Consider the following 18204-nt stretch of genomic DNA (forward strand, 5'->3'; position numbering starts at 1 on the left):
CTCTATCTTGGAACAGGAGTCGACCCCACAAGTTCTTCAATGATTTGGTCAACGGTCACTCCCTCCAATTCTATATGTGGAGATAACTGAATTCGGTGTCTTAACGCCGATTTTGCGACGATTTTAATATCATCTGGAGTTACATAATCCCTACCAGCAAGATACGCCCAGCTTTTCGCTGCTTTTCCAATGGAAATAGCTGCTCTCGTACTTGCCCCAAAGCGGATAGACTCTGATTCACGTGTTTTTCGTACGATTTGCATAATATAGTCTAATACGCCATCTCCAATCGTATTTTTTTGAATTTCCGTTTTTATCGACATAAAACTGTTCATATCAAGTATTGGAGTAACTAAACTACTGTCAAATCTACCTTCAATAACCTGCTTTAAAACATTCTTCTCTTCTTCAAAAGCGGGGAAGTCAATTTGTAGCTTAAATAAGAAGCGATCCTGCTGTGCCTCTGGCAACGGATAGGTTCCTTCAAATTCAATTGGATTTTGCGTGGCCACAACAAAAAAGACATCGGGTAGCTGATACGTTTCTCCTTGAATGGTCACTTGCTTTTCTTCCATTGCTTCTAGTAATGCGGCTTGCGTCTTCGCAGGTGTCCGGTTTATTTCATCAGCTAATAGAATATTAGTAAATACTGGTCCTTTTAATGTTTGAAAATTGCTGTCTTTCATGTTATAAATAGTGCTGCCTGTAATATCACTAGGCAGGAGATCTGGAGTAAATTGAATACGGTTAAAGCTGCCTCCAAGAAGGCTAGCAAGAATTCGTACCATTTGTGTTTTACCAGTACCTGGAACCCCTTCTAACAACACATGGCCCCCCGCTAATATGGCTGATAATAATAGCCTTAGATTCAATCTTTGGCCTATAATGCACTCTTCATATTTTTCCAGTAAGGATGCTAATTCTGTCCTCATCTTTCTTCCACCTCTTTCTTTAAACGATCAAGCTTTCTCGACCAAAGTAAGTATTCCTGTTTGTTTACTTTTTCATTAGCTAAAATTGTGGATAAGCCTAATAGAAAAGTTTGAATTTCATTTCGTGGCATATTTATCCATTTCCGTTCCAGAAAATCGGAGAGGTCCATCCATCGTTTACCATAAGGAATTCCCCATCGTTCCTGCATGAGAAGCTTTACATAATCTGCCTGTATTAATAATGAATCATGATATCTCCGGCCGCGAATATACCAAGCCGACAAAGCCTGAAGGCTCTCATCGCTAAATCGAACCGTTTCTTCCCTTGGAGAATAGATAGGCCCGAATCGCTTTCCTTTGTGCCATAGAAATAGAACAGCAATGAGTATCCCTTGCAGCATCAGCAGCAAGAACCATTTTGGATATAAGACTGACAACTTTGCGGCGTTCTCCCCGCCGTGTATGTATTCATCAAATAATATCGTATGTGCGTCCTCCTCAGTTAAAAGAACAGAGAGGAGAGTAGTATGATCAAAGTCTAATATTTTTTCATTTGCCATCCACTCCGGAGCAATGGAAACGATTAATTGTCCCTCGCCGAAAGGACGTTTTACTGCAATTGTACCTGCTTGATCAGACAATAATATTTCATCCTGCTGATTTGTCTGAAGACGTACAGTTGAGCTAATTTCTGCTCGATAATTATTGCCATCGCGGCTGTATACTTCAGCTGCATCACCAGATGACGATTCTCCGCTAATTGGAGCGGTTGTCAAATCAAACATCCCTTTAGGGTTTTTTTTCAATAATAGAATTGTATGACCAGCTTCCATAAAATTGATGTAAGCTTGCAATTCTTCATTTTTTGGGAAGAAATATGGTTCTGCCATTATAAGTAACTGATCTTTCTCTCCATTGTTCAAAAGATTGGGGGCATGGGACCATTTCTTCACTTTCTTTTCCTTGCCTAAATACGTGTACAATGCCTTTACACCTGTTGGAGAGGGAGAGTCTGTTACATAATTTGGATAATGCATAGGTTCTGGAGAAAAAGAGAAATAACTAATTAGCGTAAATAAGATTAGCATTACGAGCAGATAAATCCATGCTCGTCCCTTTGAAATAGATTTCAACAAATTGACATCCCCCCTTATCCCTCAAGCTCAGCATCCAGTTCCTCCAGCCAATACATAGCGTCACTGCGGAACTTGTCGTATTCTACTTTCATAATTTCACGCTCTCCATATGTTGCTTCATCAAATAATTGGGCAAGATGAAAAAACAGTTCAGCCCACCTAGCATTTACTTTCTGGAGCTCATCATAATACTCCCAGTTCGTTTTCCAAATCCTTGCCTCTAGCCATTCCTTCTCATGCAAATAAAGAAGCAGAGCTAAAAACATATGCCGGGTTGATAATGTGAATTCGCCCAAAGCCTCAAGTTTCTTTGCTTCTAATAAATGCTGCTGAAACGACCAATTCAATTCCTTCATGGATTGAAGGGGTTTTTGGTCACGAAGCATTCGATTTCGTTTCGTATTTCGGGCAATAATAAATACACTGATACTAAGCAAAACAACAACGATAATAAGAATAACAATTAAAATAAACCCAGATGCACCGCTAGTTGGTTCGAAGGAAGGAAAAAGTTTAGAGAGTTGCTCTGCCATCCATTTTTTCGCTTCTTCCCACCAAACCTCTATCATACTTTTAGAATCGTTATAATAGACTCGATATTCCTTGCCATCTAATATACGCTGAAGCTCATCCTTTGCCTTGTTCGTTTCCAACATTAATGATCACCTAACTTTGATAGGTAATTAATATTTATGATAGTCATCAATCATTTCCTTTAAGTCATCTGCATCATGCCTTATTTTTAAATCAAGATACATCACTCCATAGCCCACTGATAGAATCATAGTAGTAAATAAAGTGACCAAATTTGAAATGATTGACAGTAATACACTATAGCCTAGGAATATACTAAACGTCATTTCCACTGCAAAACTAATGCTCGAAATAATTAGAAAGAATAAAAGATATAGCCCTATTAATATCCACGTCCGATTACTTGTAAGCCTCCAGCTATTTGAAAATCCAGGGGATTCCCGATCTAGTACAACGGAACCAAAATAAAAGCTCCAGCGAGTTAATAAATAGCCAATTCCAACTGCACAGCCCAGGAAGAGAATAATAGCTAATAGAATTCCAATGGCCGGATGCAAAATAGATCCAATGAATCCAGTTATACTAACAAAGAAAATGGGAACAATCACTAAACCAAATGTGATTAAACCAAACAAGATACTGCTGCCAATCATGGGCCAGAACCTAGAAAAGGCTTCTTTAATAACAGATCCAACTGTATATTCTTCATTTTTTCGAATATGGTTAATGGCGAATAGAATCGCTCCCTCTGCAACCGGAAATAATAGGAAACCAAGTAAACCTGTGAGGATTAAACCAATATCCGCTCCTATACTAGATACGGATGTTTCGGTTTCAACAAGACCAGATAGAATTTGTTCATACCAAACATCCCCACTCCTTAACTCTCTGAAGAAGCTAACTCCGGAAAATAGCTGAATAATCGCCTGAAGCAAATAGATCGGTCCTATTAAAATAAGTAAAATCATAAAAAAATCTTTAAATCGATTTTTACTTAAACTAAAGGTGTGATCTAATATTTCACTGAATCCTTTTGGCTTGTTAAACTTTGAGTTCAATTGTAGTACTCCTCCTGACTTCGAAAACTAAATGGTAATATTGCCTATTTTATCATTATTCTGGGTTAATTTGAGTAAGGAATTGTAAAAAATTATTATAAAGTTTTTAAGAATATTTTCTCTGATAATGTGCTAAGGCAAGTAATGGAAAAATATAGCGATAGCTATGGTAGTGAATATAAAAGTCACCTGCCAATCCTTGGCCCTTTGGGTATTCAGTTGTCCAGTCATCTTTATTAAGGTTATTTAAAATAAACTGTATCCCAGAATTTATTTCTTTAGTTGGCTGTTCATATACCGAAATTAGTGCATCCACCGCCCAAGCAGTATGCGTTAATGTACTAATATTTAAAGGTATATACCTTTTCTCACTATCACTATTACAAGACTCTCCCCAGCCGCCATCTGGATTTTGGATTTGCTGCAACCAGTTGACCGCTTTTATAATAGTCCGATTTCCGGGTAAAACACCAGCTGCTCTTAGCCCTGTTACGGCGCCCCACGTCCCGTAAATATAACAGATCCCCCATCTTCCATACCAAGAACCATCCTTTTCTTGGCTTGTAGTTAGCCAGTTTATTCCCTTTTGGATTGCAAAATAATTCTTTGCTAGATTTGTATAGTTTCCGAGAAATTCAAGTGTTCTCCCTGTCAAATCTGCAGAAGAAGGGTCAGCCAAAATATACTCAGCCTTTTCAATTGGCAATAACTGCAGAAACTTGCTATTTGTATTTTTTTCAAAAGCAGGCCAGCCCCCATCGTTGTTTTGCATGGATATTACCCATGAAACCCCTCTTTCCCATGATTGACGGTAACTCGGATTCGTTATGACACTTCTGGCAATCGATCTTAAAGAAGAAGTAGTATCATCAACATCTGGGTGGATCGTATTCATATCAGCAAAACCCCAGCCTCCTGGAAATGCATTTGGATTATTTACGACCCAGTCTCCATATTTATATTGCTGTTTTTTCAGCAAATAATGGTTTGCTCTTCTCACCATTGCGTCTTTATCATAAACGCCTGCCTCCTGCAAAGCATAATTGATTAATGAAGTATTCCACACGGTTGCGGTTGTGTATTGCATATGGGGAAGTCCTTTAATTTCACACTTCATAGTCAATAATCCACTTATTGCCTTTGTAATTAAGGAATCTTTTTTTGAAACTCCAAGGGATAAAAAAGCAAAAATCATTAGAAATGTAGAACTAAAATATCCATAAAGGGTTCCATCCGGCTCAATACGATCAAGCATAAATTGTTTCGTCTGTACTGTTGCCTCTTTATGAATTTGGCTTGGCAATCCTATTAAACTTTTAATCCCTTTTTCAATGGTTGAGAAAATAGAACGCCATTCATCCCATTCACCTTCAAACTCAGATCCTCTCTGAATGATTAAATCTGATAAATCGGGACTGAAGCTGGATTTAAGCTGAAACTTTCGATCTGCAAGAATCATGATTGGGGCAAGATTTACCTTTCCGTAATCGGAAAAACTGTAGAAATTTACTGGGAATGATAGCGGAAGCAGAATCATTTCCAATGGAACGGGAAAGAACCTTGGCCAATTCATTTGTCCAGTTATTGCCAGCATGATTTTTGTAAACATATGTGCTTTCCCAATGCCGCCTTTTTTCAAAATAAAGCTTTTGGCTGCTTTCAATCTATTGTCCTTTTTCTGATAGTATCCGGATATTAGCAACGCATAGTAAGCCTCTATAGTTGCAGTGAGATTTCCATCGCCCTCATCATAAAATAGCTTCCAAGCCCCGTTCCCTTCTTGTCTGCTTAAAATTCTCTTCGTTAAATCCAAAATTAACTTTTCATCATTTATTTCTAATGTCCTTAATAAAATAATCATATAGCAATCTGTGGAAATGCCTGTTTCAAATGGATAATCCCAAGTTCCATCGGGTTTTTGGTCTTTCCTTAGTATCTCAATAAGTTCATTAATTCCATCCAAAATGGCATTATTCATCAATCTCATTCATCTCCTCGTAATATGAGTCTTACAAATACATATTCATCACAGAACAGGAGAATTCTTTGAGAAGGTGATTATCATCTTATTAAAAATATTTCAACAAAACAAACCTCCACTTTCCGAAACGCTTATTCATATAAAGAAAGATTTAAAGAAAAAAAACGGGACGCTTAATTTCAAAACTGAGCTCTCCCCCGAAGAAAAGTCTCTTATTCAGAAAATTAATGATCGGACAAGACTATTAAATAAAAACAATATCACCCGAACGAAAGCTTATTTAGATTTCTATAACCGGTTTCCAGAGATTCACTGGGCCTTTCTCGGGCATATGGTATCGCGAAATGGCGGCTGGAATATGACGGATCTAAAAGGCAGCTTCCTGAAAAGACTGCTTTCAAGAAAAGAAGCAGATTCTTTTTTTTCCTTTTTAGAACGAGGAAATTGGCTGATTTTTCAAGATGCTTACCCGCAATTTTTAATCTATGAAGAAAGTCTAAAGAGGGGAAGAAATTTATTTCACCTTTTGCCTCATTTAAATATATCCTCGTTCATGGAAACTATTTGGAATCATTTTTTGTATAATCATGATCCATATATTCTTACTATGGCCCTAGTTGTTAATGAACAAAGCTATCTTGAAGAAAGGGTGCTCAAACATCCCGCTTATAAAAAGAATGTCTTTGAGACATTAGAATTTATGCTGCAGGATTTCCTTTCGATGAACCATATTCTTTTTCCATTTATGGAAAATGGGAAACTGAAGCTAGTTGGGCAGACGCTACACCATTTTGAAAGCTTGCATGAACGGATCCTTTTAGGAAAGAGACTGTATGCCGTTTTATTTAGTCATAAAGAACGGCATATATTTGTGAAGAATTGGGCGAATGAACATCCACATACAGGTTCCCGAAAGGATTACTGGCCGCACATATTTAATGATATCAATGAAGGGGCCCCTGGAACGTTGCTGAAACCTAGTATTAAATCTTGCCAACACGCACCTGGTGCATCTAAATTTTATAGTCCGAGGCTAGAATTTGCATGGAAAAATAGAGTGCATCCGCCAGCTGAACCGGGGGACTGGTTTAAAGATTGGAAGGTCATTCAATACTTGGTCGAAACAAATGAAAAATTTGATGGGGAGATTGAAAATGACTATTGCAAAACACTTGAAAGGCTCGAACTTGCAGCAATTACAAAAAAGGCCATTTTTCTTCGAGATTAAAAAAATGGTCCCTGCAATACTTCTTGCTTCATTATTAGGAACTTATCTTGATCTTTTTTTTGTTGGCATAGGTATGTATTCTTTTCCAGAAAGATTTCTGCCGGATGTTTTTTCTATTAATATTGTGTTTACTCTAATCGGATTGCCTTTGTTTGTTGTCTTTTTTTTATTTATGATGAATAGGATCAATGTCTGGAAAAAAGCGGGTTTTATTATAGTTATAAGCTTATTAATGGCATGCGCAGAAAAGCTCGCGGAGGAAATCGGATTTTTTATCCATAAAGATTCTTGGAAGCACTGGTTTTCTTTTTGCGGATATATCATTTTTCTTATTTGTGTTTATTTATTTAATCGAATAAGCTTTTTATCAGATTCACGAAAAAAATAATCATAAACAAGAAGCAGCCGTGTTTACAACTGACTGCTTCTTAATGTTACGACATATTAATCATTTAATTCCTTCCAAGCTGTAACACCGCCTGATAGCAGAGTAACATTAAAGCCTTTCTCTGATAATATGTCAGCACATTTTCTTGCCGAATTTCCAGTCGTACAAGTGACGATGATCTCTTCGTTTTTGGGCAAGGATGAAATCACGTCCATATCATCTTCGTTTAAAGAAAAAATGTTCGATTTTTCAATGTTTAAACTACGTACATTTTCATTATCAATATGGTAGGTATTGTATTTATCAGTAGATCTTACATCCAGAATAATAACTTCTTCATTCTTTGTGATTTTTTCAGCAAGTTCTGATGCTGTAATTGTTTTCATTTCGTTAAAGCCACCTTAAATGTTTTTTATACAAATATCGTATCACATTTGCGTATCGGTGATAAAATTTGAAATTTTTTCGATATCAACATTTCCGCCTGAAATTACTGTAACGATCTTTTTTTCTTGGAATGGCAATTTATTAAACATAGCTGCTGCAACTGTTGTAGCACTTGAAGGTTCGATTAATTGTTTCATTCTTTCCATCACAAAGCTGAAGGCCCTGCGGATTTCAGCTTCACTGACGAGAACGATATCATCCAAATACTTCATTAGTATAGGGAAAGTGACATCTCCGGGCTGATTCGTTCTTAAACCATCAGCAATCGTATTCGTCCCTGGAATGGAAATAATCTGTTTCTTTTCAAAGGAAAGATATGTATCGTTAGCCAAGGCAGGTTCTACTCCGATTACTTTTATTTTGGGATTCCTTTCCTTTATAGCTGTTAAAATGCCCGAAATAAGACCGCCGCCGCCAATTGGAACAATAATTGCATCTACATCGTGGATTTGGTCTAATATTTCTAATCCAATTGTTCCTTGCCCAGCCATAATATAAGTGTCATCATATGGAGGAATATAGATCCCGTTCTCTTGTGCTGCTATTTCCTTCGCTCGCGGTAATCGCTCAGCTGAAGTTGTGCCGCATTTTTCAATACGGCCATTGTAACCTTTTATAGCGTTTTCTTTACAAAAGCTTATATCTTCAGGGACGACAATTGTCGCCGGAACTCCGTATTGGTTCGCAATATAGGCCACTGCCTGCCCATGATTTCCAGAAGAAGCTGCGGTCACATATTTTGCCCCATCTTGAACGGCTTGAATCACTTTATTGGCAGCCCCTCTAATTTTAAAGGAACCTGTTTTTTGTAAATGCTCTGACTTCAAATAGATTTGATTGCCACAAACCTTCGATAATTGATCTGATTTCAATATCGGTGTGACATAAGTAAAATCTTTAATTATCTCTCTTGCCGCTTGTATATCAGTTAATGAAATCATCGGTCTCTCCCTTCCTACTCCCTTATGGCAATGATAAAGTCAATCTCAATGGGAGTATTGCTTGGAAGCTCGGCTACCCCAATGGCCGTTCTTGCGTGGCGCCCTCTTTCATCGAAAATTTTCACTAGTAGTTCAGAAGCAGCGTCTAAAACATTTGGCTGCTGTGAAAATTCAGGGGCCGATTGCACATAACCAGTTACCTTTAAAACCTGCTCCACCTTATCAAGACTCCCAATAGCTTCTTTTAAGCAGCTTAATGCCTTTAACACACATATTTCTGCTAATTCACGCGCTTGTTCAATCGTTACCACTACACCTACCTTGCCTTTATAAGGGATATTCCCGTTCACCCGGGGCACTTGGCCGCTAATATACGCAATATGATTGTGGATCACAATAGGTACATAGCTATAAAGTGGAGGGACTGCCTCGGGTAATGTTAAACCAAGCTCTTGTAATCGTTGTTCAATCATCACTATTTCTAAACCCCTTTTATCTTATATGTTGCTTATATTATCATTCTGTAATGTCTAGAAAAATCCCTTTAAAAAAGGACAATTCCTGTGTAAGGAATTGTCCCAGATTCTATTTCCACGGAATAAGCTTTCTTTCCAGCCACTGAAGCACTCGATTAAAAAGCAGTCCTAAAAACGAAAGTAATAAAACGCCTACCATTAATTTATTGGTGATCATCAGGTTTCCGTAATGCAGCACCATTGCGCCAATCCCATATTGTGCAGCAATCATTTCAGCAGATACCAATAGCAAAAGAGCTGTACCGGCTGCTAATTTAAGACCAGCAAAAATAGTCGGAAGTGCACCAGGCAATATGACCTTCCGAATCACATTAAAATGATTTGAACCAAATGTGACCGCTGCTTTTATTAATATTTGATCTACGCTTTTTACACCAGAAAAGGTGTTAATTAGGACTGGAAAAAATACACCTAGAGCAATAATAGCGACTTTTGGCAATTCCCCAATTCCGAACCATAAAATAATAAGCGGGAGTAAAGCAATTTTTGGAATCGGATAAATTGAATACACGATTGGTGTAAAGATCGCGTCAGCCCATTTTGAAAAGCCAAGAATGAGACCAATAATAATACCTAAAGTGGCACCAAGAAGGTAGCCCCAACCAATTCGGTATAGACTTGCTAAAAGGTTTTTTAGAAGCTCCCCGCTGCTAATCAATTCCCATCCGGCTGTTACGATGGCTGTTGGTGCCGGTAAGAAAAGTGGAGGGACGATGTTCATACGGCAAACAAGCTCCCAAATGAGCAAAAGTCCTGTAATTCCTAAAACGGATGCATAGGTTGGAATTTTCCGTTCCAGAAACCCAACCCGATTTTTGATGATTTGTTTATTTTCACTCATTTTCTACGCCTCCTTCAATGCTTCCTGAGCATCATGGCGTATTAAATTCCAAATATCTGTGGAATATTGTTCAAATTGGCTACGATACTTTTCTTCATCTCGGCCCATCTTTGGTAAATCAATATGAATAATGCTTTTGATTTTGCCGGGATGGCGGGACAACACGATAACCCGGTCTGCTAAGTAGACTGCCTCCTGAATGTTATGTGTAACATAAAGCGTACTTAATTTAGTGCGATTCCAAATCGTTAAAAGCTCTTCTTGCATGATCGTTCTAGTTTGTGCATCTAATGCAGAAAATGGTTCATCCATGAGAAGGAGGTCAGGTTCTACAGAAAGGGCACGGGCAATTCCTGCACGCTGCTTCATTCCCCCTGAAAGCTGCTTAGGATAAGCACCTTCAAAACCTGTTAATCCTACCATATCAATATAGTATTTCCCTTTTTCTTCTCTTTCCTTTTTACTGACTCCCTTTTCTTCAAGTCCGTAAACGACATTTTGAAAAACGGTACGCCATGGAAATAATGCAATTTCCTGAAAGACGATTCCTAAATTGGGCTCCCTTCCTTCAGTGCCTTCAAAATATACTTGTCCTTCACTTGGCGACATTAATCCTCCCACAATATTAAGCAAGGTAGATTTTCCGCAGCCACTCGGACCAACGAGAACGACAAACTCTTGATTTTCGATGGAAAAATTAATGTTTTCAAGAGCCGTTACTTCTCTTTTTTTGGAATCAGCAAATTTCTTACTGACGTTTTCTACGACTATTCTCATGATGTTATTCCCCTAGTTCTTTTAGTGCTTCCTCTAACAATTGTGTGTTGACGATTTCTTTGCTATCTATAGCTTTGTCGATAAGTTTCTCTTTTGCATACCAATCAATTTGTGTTTGAATGTCAGACTCAAGTAATTTACCGTCACGATCCATATATGGCAGCCCTTTTTTGATAAGCTCAGGATCTTGGTCCGTATACTTGGCAATGATATTTATAACTTCATCATAGTTTTCCCCTGGTACAGTTTCTCCGTCCTTTTTCACTAAAACGGCATCATAGTAGTATCGGGATGCTTTGATATAAGCTTTAAAGAATCTTTTTGCTGCATCTTTATTATCTGCAAATGCTGGTGAGAAGAAAATTCCTGAAGTTTGATAATCGATTTCTTCACCAATTTGAGAAATGACTTTTCCATATCCTTCTTGTACGACAGTTGAAATATTAGGCTCATTTAAAATAACAGCATCCACCTGCTTGCTATTTAAAGCTTCCATTAGACCCTTAATACTGTTGAGTGGTACTAATTGAACGTCAGCAATGCTTAAGCCATGATTTTCTAATACTCTACCTGCCATATAATGGAATGTGGAGCCTGTTTGAGTAATCCCGATTTTCTTTCCTTTTAAGTCTTCAATCGTTGCTGCACTAGAATCATTCGGTACAAGCAGGGCAGATGAAGAGTAGCCTTTCTGCTCTCGGCCTTTATCAGCAACAATCCATAATTTCTGTCCGCCAGCAACCATATTATATAGACTCGCAGTAATTCCAGTAGCACCAACATCTACACTGCCACCTGCTGTTGCAACTGCAATCGGTTGTGCTGCTTCAAACCAAGTTGCTTTTGCATCTATATTTTCTTCCTCGAAAAATCCTTTTTCTAATGCAATAAATAATGGTGCTGAGCTCGTTAATTTAAGCATTCCAATGTTGACAGAGGCCTTTTCCGGGCCTTTTCCAGCATCAGACTCATTTCCTGTTGATTGATTTTCTTCTTTTTGTCCGCAACCTGTAAGCGCTAGAGTTAATGATAGAATAGCGGCAAAAATGATTGTTAAAGATTTTTTCAATGTAAATACCTCCATGCTTTAATGTAGTACATTATTAAATATTAACATAAGTGAAGTGCATTCGACATAATTTTCAAAAAAAAACCTATAAATTATGGTTATTTACACATGTGGGATCGCTTCAAAGCTTTGAAAATATTATTTTAAATATATAAAAAGCAGAAATAATAGTCAAAAAAAAAATTCCACGACATCTTTTATCGATATCGTGGGTCTTTATTATGACCTGCTAATTCTTAGACTAATTGTTTTTCTAAAGGATTCAGCCGCTGTGTAAGGATTCGCGGCCTTCATAATACCGGAAACAATTGCATAACCAGCGATGTGTTTTTCTGGAAGCTCCGATAAATTATCAACTTTAATTCCCCCGATAGCTACTACTGGGATTGAAACTTTTTTCGTAATGGCTTGAAGCATCCCCTCAGGAAGCAGTTTGGCATCGTTTTTTGATGTTGTTGGGAATACTGCACCGACTCCTATATAATTTGCTCCATTTCTCTCAGCTTCCACAGCCTCTTCGACCGTTGAAACAGAGATTCCCACGATCATAGAGGCGGGGACTATTTTTTTGGCGGCAGACAAAGGCAGATCGTTCTGGCCGATATGAACTCCAGCAGCATTTACGGCAAGAGCAATATCAATTCGATCGTTAATAATAAGTGGCACTTGATGCTGATCTAGCAAGTTTTTTAATTTTTTTGCTTTTTCGTAAAAAAGCTTTCCGCTGCTTTGTTTTTCACGGAGCTGAACAATCGTCACTCCGCCTTTCACAGCGCTCTCAACGGTTTGGAGAAGCTTTTCAACTGGAGCTGATTCTTCAGTAACTAAATATAATGTATAGTTTGGTTTCATGCGAAACGAACACCTTCTTCCCATATTTGTCCATCCATTAACGATATCTCATCCATAAGCTTGATACGGTAAGTCCCGATCCCATCAAAATCTTGTAATCTGTTTCTTGCCCTTTCTCCTGCTAAACTCATAACTGACATTCCAGCGATGGCGGCAGAAAATAGGTCATCTGTGATTCCGGCAAAGCAGCCGATTAAAGAAGCTGTCATACAGCCTGTTCCTGTAATACGGGTTAGCCAAACATCACCATTTTCTATGTTGACGGTTTTTTCTCCATTGGAAACTACGTCAATCTCGCCGCTAATGACAGTTATTGTATTAAGCTGCTTTGCAGTCTTAATAGCTAGTACTTCCTTCGAGATTGAAATGTCTCCAGCGTCAACCCCTCTTGTTACGGCCTTACCGCCAATTAGGGCAAAAACCTCTGTTGCGTTTCCTCTTATAATGGATACATGAACTTTTTTCAGAAAATCAAATGCTTTTTTCGTTCTAAATGGAGTAGCCCCAACACCGACTGGATCAAAAACGACTGGAATTCCCTTTTCATTTGCGGCTTGCCCTGCACGAATCATCGCACTATAGGTCAAATCATCAATCGTACCAAAATTAATGACAAGTGCATTAGCCAAGCTCACCATATCTGCAACCTCTTCGATACTTGTAGCCATAACGGGTGAACCGCCAATGGCAAGTGTTGCATTTGCACAATCGTTTATCGTTACGTTATTTGTAATATGGTGAATAAGTGGATTGCGCTCCTTTATTATCGTAAATAAATTTTTAATCGTATCTTTATTCATGATCATTTGTCCTCCAAGCTAAAATGTTTAGGAGTTTTGCTTAAATAGCAGATTTGCTTTTTCATAGAGTTCATAAAAATGGTTCGTAGGGCCGTGGCCATGTCCAAGTTCAAGACTATGTTTAATGGCGGTCGTGATATAGTTTTTTGAAGATCGTATCGCCTCTAATAAAGACTCTCCTTTTGCTAAATTGGCTGCAATAGCAGATGAAAGAGTACAGCCTGTACCGTGTGTATTTTTTGTATGAATTCTTTCTCCCTTTATCCATTGAAAGCTGTTTCCATCAAAGAATAAATCATTAGGCTCTCCGCTAAGATGTCCGCCTTTTAAGAGAACTGAACCCGCCCCTAGTGCTTTAATGACTACGCAGGCATCCTTTATATCTTCTTCACAGTTAATCTTACTTCCAGTTAATACCTCTGCTTCAGGAATATTGGGGGTTACAACTGTTGATAGCGGAATTAATATTTCCTTAAGGGCCGACATTGCCTCTTTTTGTAATAAGTGATGTCCGCCTTTTGAAACCATGACTGGGTCTAATACAATGTATTTTGGTTTATATTTTTGCAAAGAACCGGCAACTACCTCAACTGTTTCAGCAGTAGAAAGCATCCCTATTTTAACAGCATCAACTTGTATATCATCGAATACCGCTTCTATTTGATCCCGGATGATGGAAAGATCAATATTTTGTACTGATCTTACTTCTTGTGTATTTTGTGCGGTAACGGCCGTAATGACTGACATTCCAAATACTCCTTGCGCGGCGAATGCCTTTAAATCTGCTTGAATTCCTGCACCGCCGCCAGAATCAGAGCCTGCGATTGTAAGTGCTGTTTTCATGAAGCATCCCTCCGATCGCCTTATTTTTAATTAATATTTTTAGTAGTGCATATCCCATAATTGCACCAGTAAATGAACTCATCGTAAAAGCAGGTATTAATCCGAATAAGGTTGCTTCCTTCCCTAATAGAAGTACAGCAATTGGGTACGTTGCCATTGCACCAAGAATCCCTGTACCAATGACTTCCCCTGTAGCAGCAATCCCAATATTCTTCGTTTTTTGATATAGCATCGCAGCCAGAAATGCTCCAATCATACTGCCTGGATAAGCAAATAAACTTCCGGTTCCGAGCATATTTCTAATCGATGAAGAAAGAAAGGCTTGAATCACTGCATACCAAGGTCCAAGTAAAACAGCTGATAGGACGTTGGCAAAATGCTGAATTGGAAAAATTTTCGCAAAGCCAACTGGAATGTAAATGAAACTGCTTGAAACTGTGGTGATCGCTGCGATGATGGCAGTTAAGGTAAGTTTTTTCGTTTTTTGCATGTCTGTCACTCCTTTGTTTATATTTTTGACACGATATTTTCAAAGGCTTCTTTCGGGTCGATCGGCTCTTTTATAACCTTTGATTTGTAAAGCCAATCAGCAACATTCTCCCAAGATGCTTCTACTTGATAGCCAAATGGCACATCCTTATCCTCCATTAATGGTAAGAGAACCTGCAAGCTTTCCTTTTCGACTTCTTTATCTAGTGGAAAGCTATCATTTTCATGATCAAGCAAAACTTGGAGACCAGCATCAGGGTCTGCTTTCACGTCTTCATGGCCTTTCGTGACCGCATGCCAAAACTTTTCAATCGACTCTTTCTTATTGCTTAATGTATTTTCACCTGTTACGATGATTAGCTCATAATTATCAGGGACACCATAATCCGGCAAATGAAGAACATCAATGTTGTATCCTTCTTTTTTCAATAGAACCTGCTCATGGTTAATATAAGCACCGACTAGAGCATCCACATTATCAGTTGCTAAGGAGGCAATTAAATCCCAGCCAACATCAGTCATTTTCACCTTGCTCATATCACCGCCGTCAATTTCGACCATTGATGAAACTACGGCCTCACTTACTGAAGCCGATGGGTAGCCAACATTTTTCCCTTCTAAATCCTTTGGAGATTGAATTCCGCTTTCCGTCTTATACATGATTGCATCAAGGGAATGTCTCACAAATGCTGCAATGGAGACGACAGGGATATTCTCCGCTCTTGAAACTAAAAGCTGACTTTGATAGCTGATTGCTAAGTCAACTTTTCCAGTGGCGGCAAGCTTCAATGGGTCGTTCGTATCGGCAGGCATTTCAATTTTTACATTTAGACCTTCATCTTCAAAATATCCTTTTTCTTTAGCGACATAAATGGCTGAGTGAACTGCATTCGGATACCAATCAAGCATAATGCTTAAATCCTCTAGCTCTTCCATTTTATCTGCATTACTCGTTTCGTTTTGCCCTGCGTTACAGCCTGCTAACATGATGGCGATAACAATCAATAATAGTTGATATAACAGTGATTTTTTCATCTTCTGAGCAACTCCATATGTGAATTATTCTACATTTTTCCATTTCAATATATAATTCTCTGCTGCTTTAACAATGGCGAATAAAAGGATGCCAAGTAAAGTTAGGATCATAATGGCTGCAAAAACTCCTTCTGCATTTAAATTTCCTGACATTCTGCGGCTATAGTATCCTAAGCCCTCACTTGCCCCTAGCCATTCTCCAATCGTCGCACCAACTAAAGCATAAACGATAGCAAGTTTTAGCCCAGAGAAAAAAGAAGGAAGTGCCATCGGAGTGTTTAATTTTAAGAAGATATGCCAGCGGTTTGCTCCCATGGAACGCAATAATTCGCTATATTCCTGATCACTCGATTTAAGTCCGTCATATGTGCCTACAACAATAGGAAAAAATGAGATAAGAATCGTTACCGCGACCTTACTCCAAATCGTATAGCCGAACCAAAGGACGAAAATTGGCGACAAGGCTATGATTGGAATCATTTGCGAAATTAACACTGCAGGATAAAGCATTTTTTCTAGTGTTTTGAAAAAAAACATCCCTGCTGCCAACACAATCCCTCCAATAACAGCTAGGAGAAATCCAATTAGAAATTCAATCATCGTAGCTGGCAAGTGTTCTAATAATAGTGGCTTCCAATTTTCAAAAATTGATAAGATCACTCTTGTTGGTGCCGGAATGATAAAGGCAGGAATGAACTCACTTTGTACTAGCCATTCTAATAAGAGTAAGATTGTCAAGAAGAATAGGAGAAATAAACTATAAGTCTGTATCCATAATTTAATTTTTTTCATAGGCAATCTTCTTCTCCAGGCTTTGTCTTAAAGTAATTAGCTCTTTTTCATGCAGCATATCAAGTTTTCTAGGACGTTCCAGATTGACCTGAATTTCTTCTAGCGTTTTATCAGGGTGCAACAAGAGTATTCGGTCACTTAAAAAGCATGCTTCCTCCAAATCATGGGTAATAAACAATACCGTTTTGTTTAATTCCTGCCATATCGACAGCAGCCATGCCTGCATGTCTTTTTTCGTTAAGGAATCAAGCGCTCCGAACGGTTCATCCAGCAATAATAATTCCTTGCCTGTTAATAAGGCCCGAAGAAAAGAAACTCTTTGTCTCATCCCTCCTGATAGCTGTTTTGGAAATGAATTCTCGTACTCTAGTAAACCTACTCGTTGAAGCCACTCTCTTGCTTTGTCTTTTGTAAGCCCATTTTTCTTCTGAATTTCAACTGAAATCATAATATTTTCTAGTATAGTACGCCAAGGGAGGAGCAAATCACGCTGGGGCATATAGCCAATATCCCCCAGCGTGATTGGTTTTTTATTCAGAAAAACCTCTCCACAATCTTGTTTAAGCAGACCGGTAATTAATTTTAATATAGTCGTTTTTCCTGTTCCGCTTCTTCCAATCAAAGAGACAAACTCGCCATTAGGTACTGTTAAGCTTAGATTTGATAGTATTTTGTTTTCTTGATTTCTATCTTTAAAGGCATAAGATACATTCTTTAATTCTAATGTCATATTTCCACCGTCTAATTCTTTAAATTGGCCAGTCCTGTTTGTAATAATTCATATCCCAGAATAAATACTCGTATTTCGAAGTCATCTGGAAATGCTCCTCAAGGACAGCGAGCTCTCTCTCTGGTTTCCCTTCTGCCAGTTCATCCATTAGTTCAATCAGCCATTTAGCTCCATTGCCAAATGTTTCAGAATCATACGTTTCTACCCATTTAGCATATCGGTTAGTAGATAATTGATCCCCATACTGCTTTCTTAAAAGCTTCCCAATCTCCCAATAATCCCACGCGCAAGGAAGCAAACAAGAAACCACTTCCGCTAAACTGCCATTTTGACCGACATGCAGCATATACCTCGTATACGCCAAATTTATAGGAGTAGGTTTTGTTGCCTCCAATTCTTCGCGAGAAATCCCAAATTCCGCGGCAAACTTCCTATGTAATTCCATTTCAAAATGCAACGTTTCATGCAGAATTTTAGCAAACTTCCCCATTGTTTCTAGATCCTGCGCCTTCATAACACCTATTGCAAAAAGTTTCGAATAATCAATTAAATACACGTAGTCTTGTTTCATATAATGAATAAACTTCTCTTTATCTAATATTCCCTTCCCCAATTCTTGAACAAAAGGATGATTGTGATTCTTTTCCCAAATAGGCTGTACATTTTCAAATAATCTGTCAGTAAATCTTTTCGTTTTAACCGTTTCCATTACATTCTCCTCCTGAAAATTAATATTTATTTTGTGTTGCGATAACACACGAAAAAATAGAAAAACCGCTTCCCATTAGGAAAGCG

21 protein-coding genes are annotated in these 18204 nt (G+C 38.3%); 2 read left to right on the forward strand and 19 right to left on the reverse strand.

The genetic code is table 11. The features are described 5' to 3' along the window. Window positions 1-2 precede the first annotated feature (2 nt). The 5 genes from V7127_RS08000 to V7127_RS08020 all read right to left on the reverse strand — a co-directional run bounded on the left by V7127_RS08000 (window position 3) and on the right by V7127_RS08020 (window position 5638). The gene (locus tag V7127_RS08000) at window positions 3-932 is read right to left on the reverse strand and encodes an AAA family ATPase (protein WP_335484700.1); all 930 of its coding nucleotides are present in this window, start codon (window positions 930-932) and stop codon (window positions 3-5) included. Beyond that, complete coding sequence (locus V7127_RS08005) at window positions 929-2068, reverse strand: DUF4350 domain-containing protein (protein WP_335484702.1); 1140 nt, start codon at window positions 2066-2068, stop codon at window positions 929-931. The genes V7127_RS08000 and V7127_RS08005 overlap by 4 nt, the downstream gene beginning before the upstream one ends. A gap of 14 nt (window positions 2069-2082) precedes the next feature. After that, window positions 2083-2724 (reverse strand): DUF4129 domain-containing protein, encoded by a 642-nt coding sequence (locus V7127_RS08010; protein ID WP_335484704.1) that lies wholly within the window; start codon window positions 2722-2724, stop codon window positions 2083-2085. Window positions 2725-2751: 27 nt separating this feature from the next. Then, window positions 2752-3660: a hypothetical protein gene (locus V7127_RS08015; RefSeq protein ID WP_335484706.1), complete on the reverse strand. Its 909-nt coding sequence runs from the start codon at window positions 3658-3660 to the stop codon at window positions 2752-2754. A gap of 106 nt (window positions 3661-3766) precedes the next feature. After that, on the reverse strand, window positions 3767-5638 hold the full coding sequence (locus V7127_RS08020) for a terpene cyclase/mutase family protein (RefSeq protein WP_335484761.1): 1872 nt from the start codon (window positions 5636-5638) through the stop codon (window positions 3767-3769). Window positions 5639-5723: 85 nt separating this feature from the next. Between V7127_RS08020 and V7127_RS08025 the strand changes: the two genes are divergently transcribed. Together V7127_RS08025 and V7127_RS08030 are read left to right on the forward strand one after the other, a co-directional pair. After that, window positions 5724-6869, forward strand: a complete 1146-nt coding sequence (locus V7127_RS08025; protein ID WP_438823984.1) for a DUF2515 domain-containing protein — start codon at window positions 5724-5726, stop codon at window positions 6867-6869. Window positions 6870-6873: 4 nt separating this feature from the next. Continuing rightward, window positions 6874-7257, forward strand: coding sequence for a CBO0543 family protein (locus V7127_RS08030; protein ID WP_335484708.1), 384 nt, complete (start codon window positions 6874-6876; stop codon window positions 7255-7257). Window positions 7258-7313: 56 nt separating this feature from the next. Here the strand turns inward: V7127_RS08030 and V7127_RS08035 are convergent, their stop codons facing one another. The 14 genes from V7127_RS08035 to tenA form a co-directional block, all read right to left on the reverse strand. Continuing rightward, window positions 7314-7643: a rhodanese-like domain-containing protein gene (locus V7127_RS08035; protein ID WP_335484710.1), complete on the reverse strand. Its 330-nt coding sequence runs from the start codon at window positions 7641-7643 to the stop codon at window positions 7314-7316. 42 nt (window positions 7644-7685) lie between these two features. Next, complete coding sequence (locus tag V7127_RS08040) at window positions 7686-8645, reverse strand: threonine ammonia-lyase (RefSeq protein WP_335484712.1); 960 nt, start codon at window positions 8643-8645, stop codon at window positions 7686-7688. A gap of 14 nt (window positions 8646-8659) precedes the next feature. Further along, complete coding sequence (locus V7127_RS08045; protein ID WP_335484765.1) at window positions 8660-9118, reverse strand: RidA family protein; 459 nt, start codon at window positions 9116-9118, stop codon at window positions 8660-8662. Between the two features lie 112 nt (window positions 9119-9230). After that, on the reverse strand, window positions 9231-10022 hold the full coding sequence (locus tag V7127_RS08050; RefSeq protein ID WP_335484714.1) for an ABC transporter permease: 792 nt from the start codon (window positions 10020-10022) through the stop codon (window positions 9231-9233). A 3-nt stretch (window positions 10023-10025) separates the two neighbouring features. Then, the gene (locus V7127_RS08055) at window positions 10026-10799 is read right to left on the reverse strand and encodes an ABC transporter ATP-binding protein (RefSeq protein WP_335347816.1); all 774 of its coding nucleotides are present in this window, start codon (window positions 10797-10799) and stop codon (window positions 10026-10028) included. A 4-nt stretch (window positions 10800-10803) separates the two neighbouring features. After that, a complete protein-coding gene (locus V7127_RS08060) occupies window positions 10804-11868 on the reverse strand; it encodes an ABC transporter substrate-binding protein (protein ID WP_335484716.1) in 1065 nt (354 codons plus the stop codon). A 219-nt stretch (window positions 11869-12087) separates the two neighbouring features. Beyond that, window positions 12088-12720, reverse strand: coding sequence for a thiamine phosphate synthase (gene thiE, locus V7127_RS08065; protein WP_335484718.1), 633 nt, complete (start codon window positions 12718-12720; stop codon window positions 12088-12090). After that, on the reverse strand, window positions 12717-13526 hold the full coding sequence (thiM, locus tag V7127_RS08070) for a hydroxyethylthiazole kinase (protein ID WP_335484720.1): 810 nt from the start codon (window positions 13524-13526) through the stop codon (window positions 12717-12719). The genes thiE and thiM overlap by 4 nt, the downstream gene beginning before the upstream one ends. Window positions 13527-13547: 21 nt before the next feature. Further along, a complete protein-coding gene (thiD, locus tag V7127_RS08075) occupies window positions 13548-14363 on the reverse strand; it encodes a bifunctional hydroxymethylpyrimidine kinase/phosphomethylpyrimidine kinase (RefSeq protein ID WP_335484722.1) in 816 nt (271 codons plus the stop codon). Further along, window positions 14332-14853 (reverse strand): energy coupling factor transporter S component ThiW, encoded by a 522-nt coding sequence (thiW, locus tag V7127_RS08080; RefSeq protein WP_335347884.1) that lies wholly within the window; start codon window positions 14851-14853, stop codon window positions 14332-14334. The genes thiD and thiW overlap by 32 nt, the downstream gene beginning before the upstream one ends. 17 nt (window positions 14854-14870) lie before the next feature. Next, entirely contained in the window at window positions 14871-15887 is a 1017-nt protein-coding gene (locus tag V7127_RS08085; protein ID WP_335484724.1) for an ABC transporter substrate-binding protein, read from the reverse strand. A 24-nt stretch (window positions 15888-15911) separates the two neighbouring features. Then, the gene (locus tag V7127_RS08090) at window positions 15912-16679 is read right to left on the reverse strand and encodes an ABC transporter permease (RefSeq protein ID WP_335484726.1); all 768 of its coding nucleotides are present in this window, start codon (window positions 16677-16679) and stop codon (window positions 15912-15914) included. Next, complete coding sequence (locus tag V7127_RS08095) at window positions 16666-17409, reverse strand: ABC transporter ATP-binding protein (RefSeq protein WP_335484728.1); 744 nt, start codon at window positions 17407-17409, stop codon at window positions 16666-16668. Before V7127_RS08095 ends, V7127_RS08090 begins: the two co-directional genes overlap by 14 nt. A 19-nt stretch (window positions 17410-17428) precedes the next feature. Continuing rightward, window positions 17429-18118, reverse strand: coding sequence for a thiaminase II (tenA, locus tag V7127_RS08100; RefSeq protein WP_335484730.1), 690 nt, complete (start codon window positions 18116-18118; stop codon window positions 17429-17431). Window positions 18119-18204: the final 86 nt, after the last annotated feature.

The organism is Bacillus sp. JJ1773 (assembly GCF_036962035.1).
In the GTDB taxonomy this organism is placed as follows: Bacteria; Bacillota; Bacilli; order Bacillales; family Cytobacillaceae; genus Cytobacillus.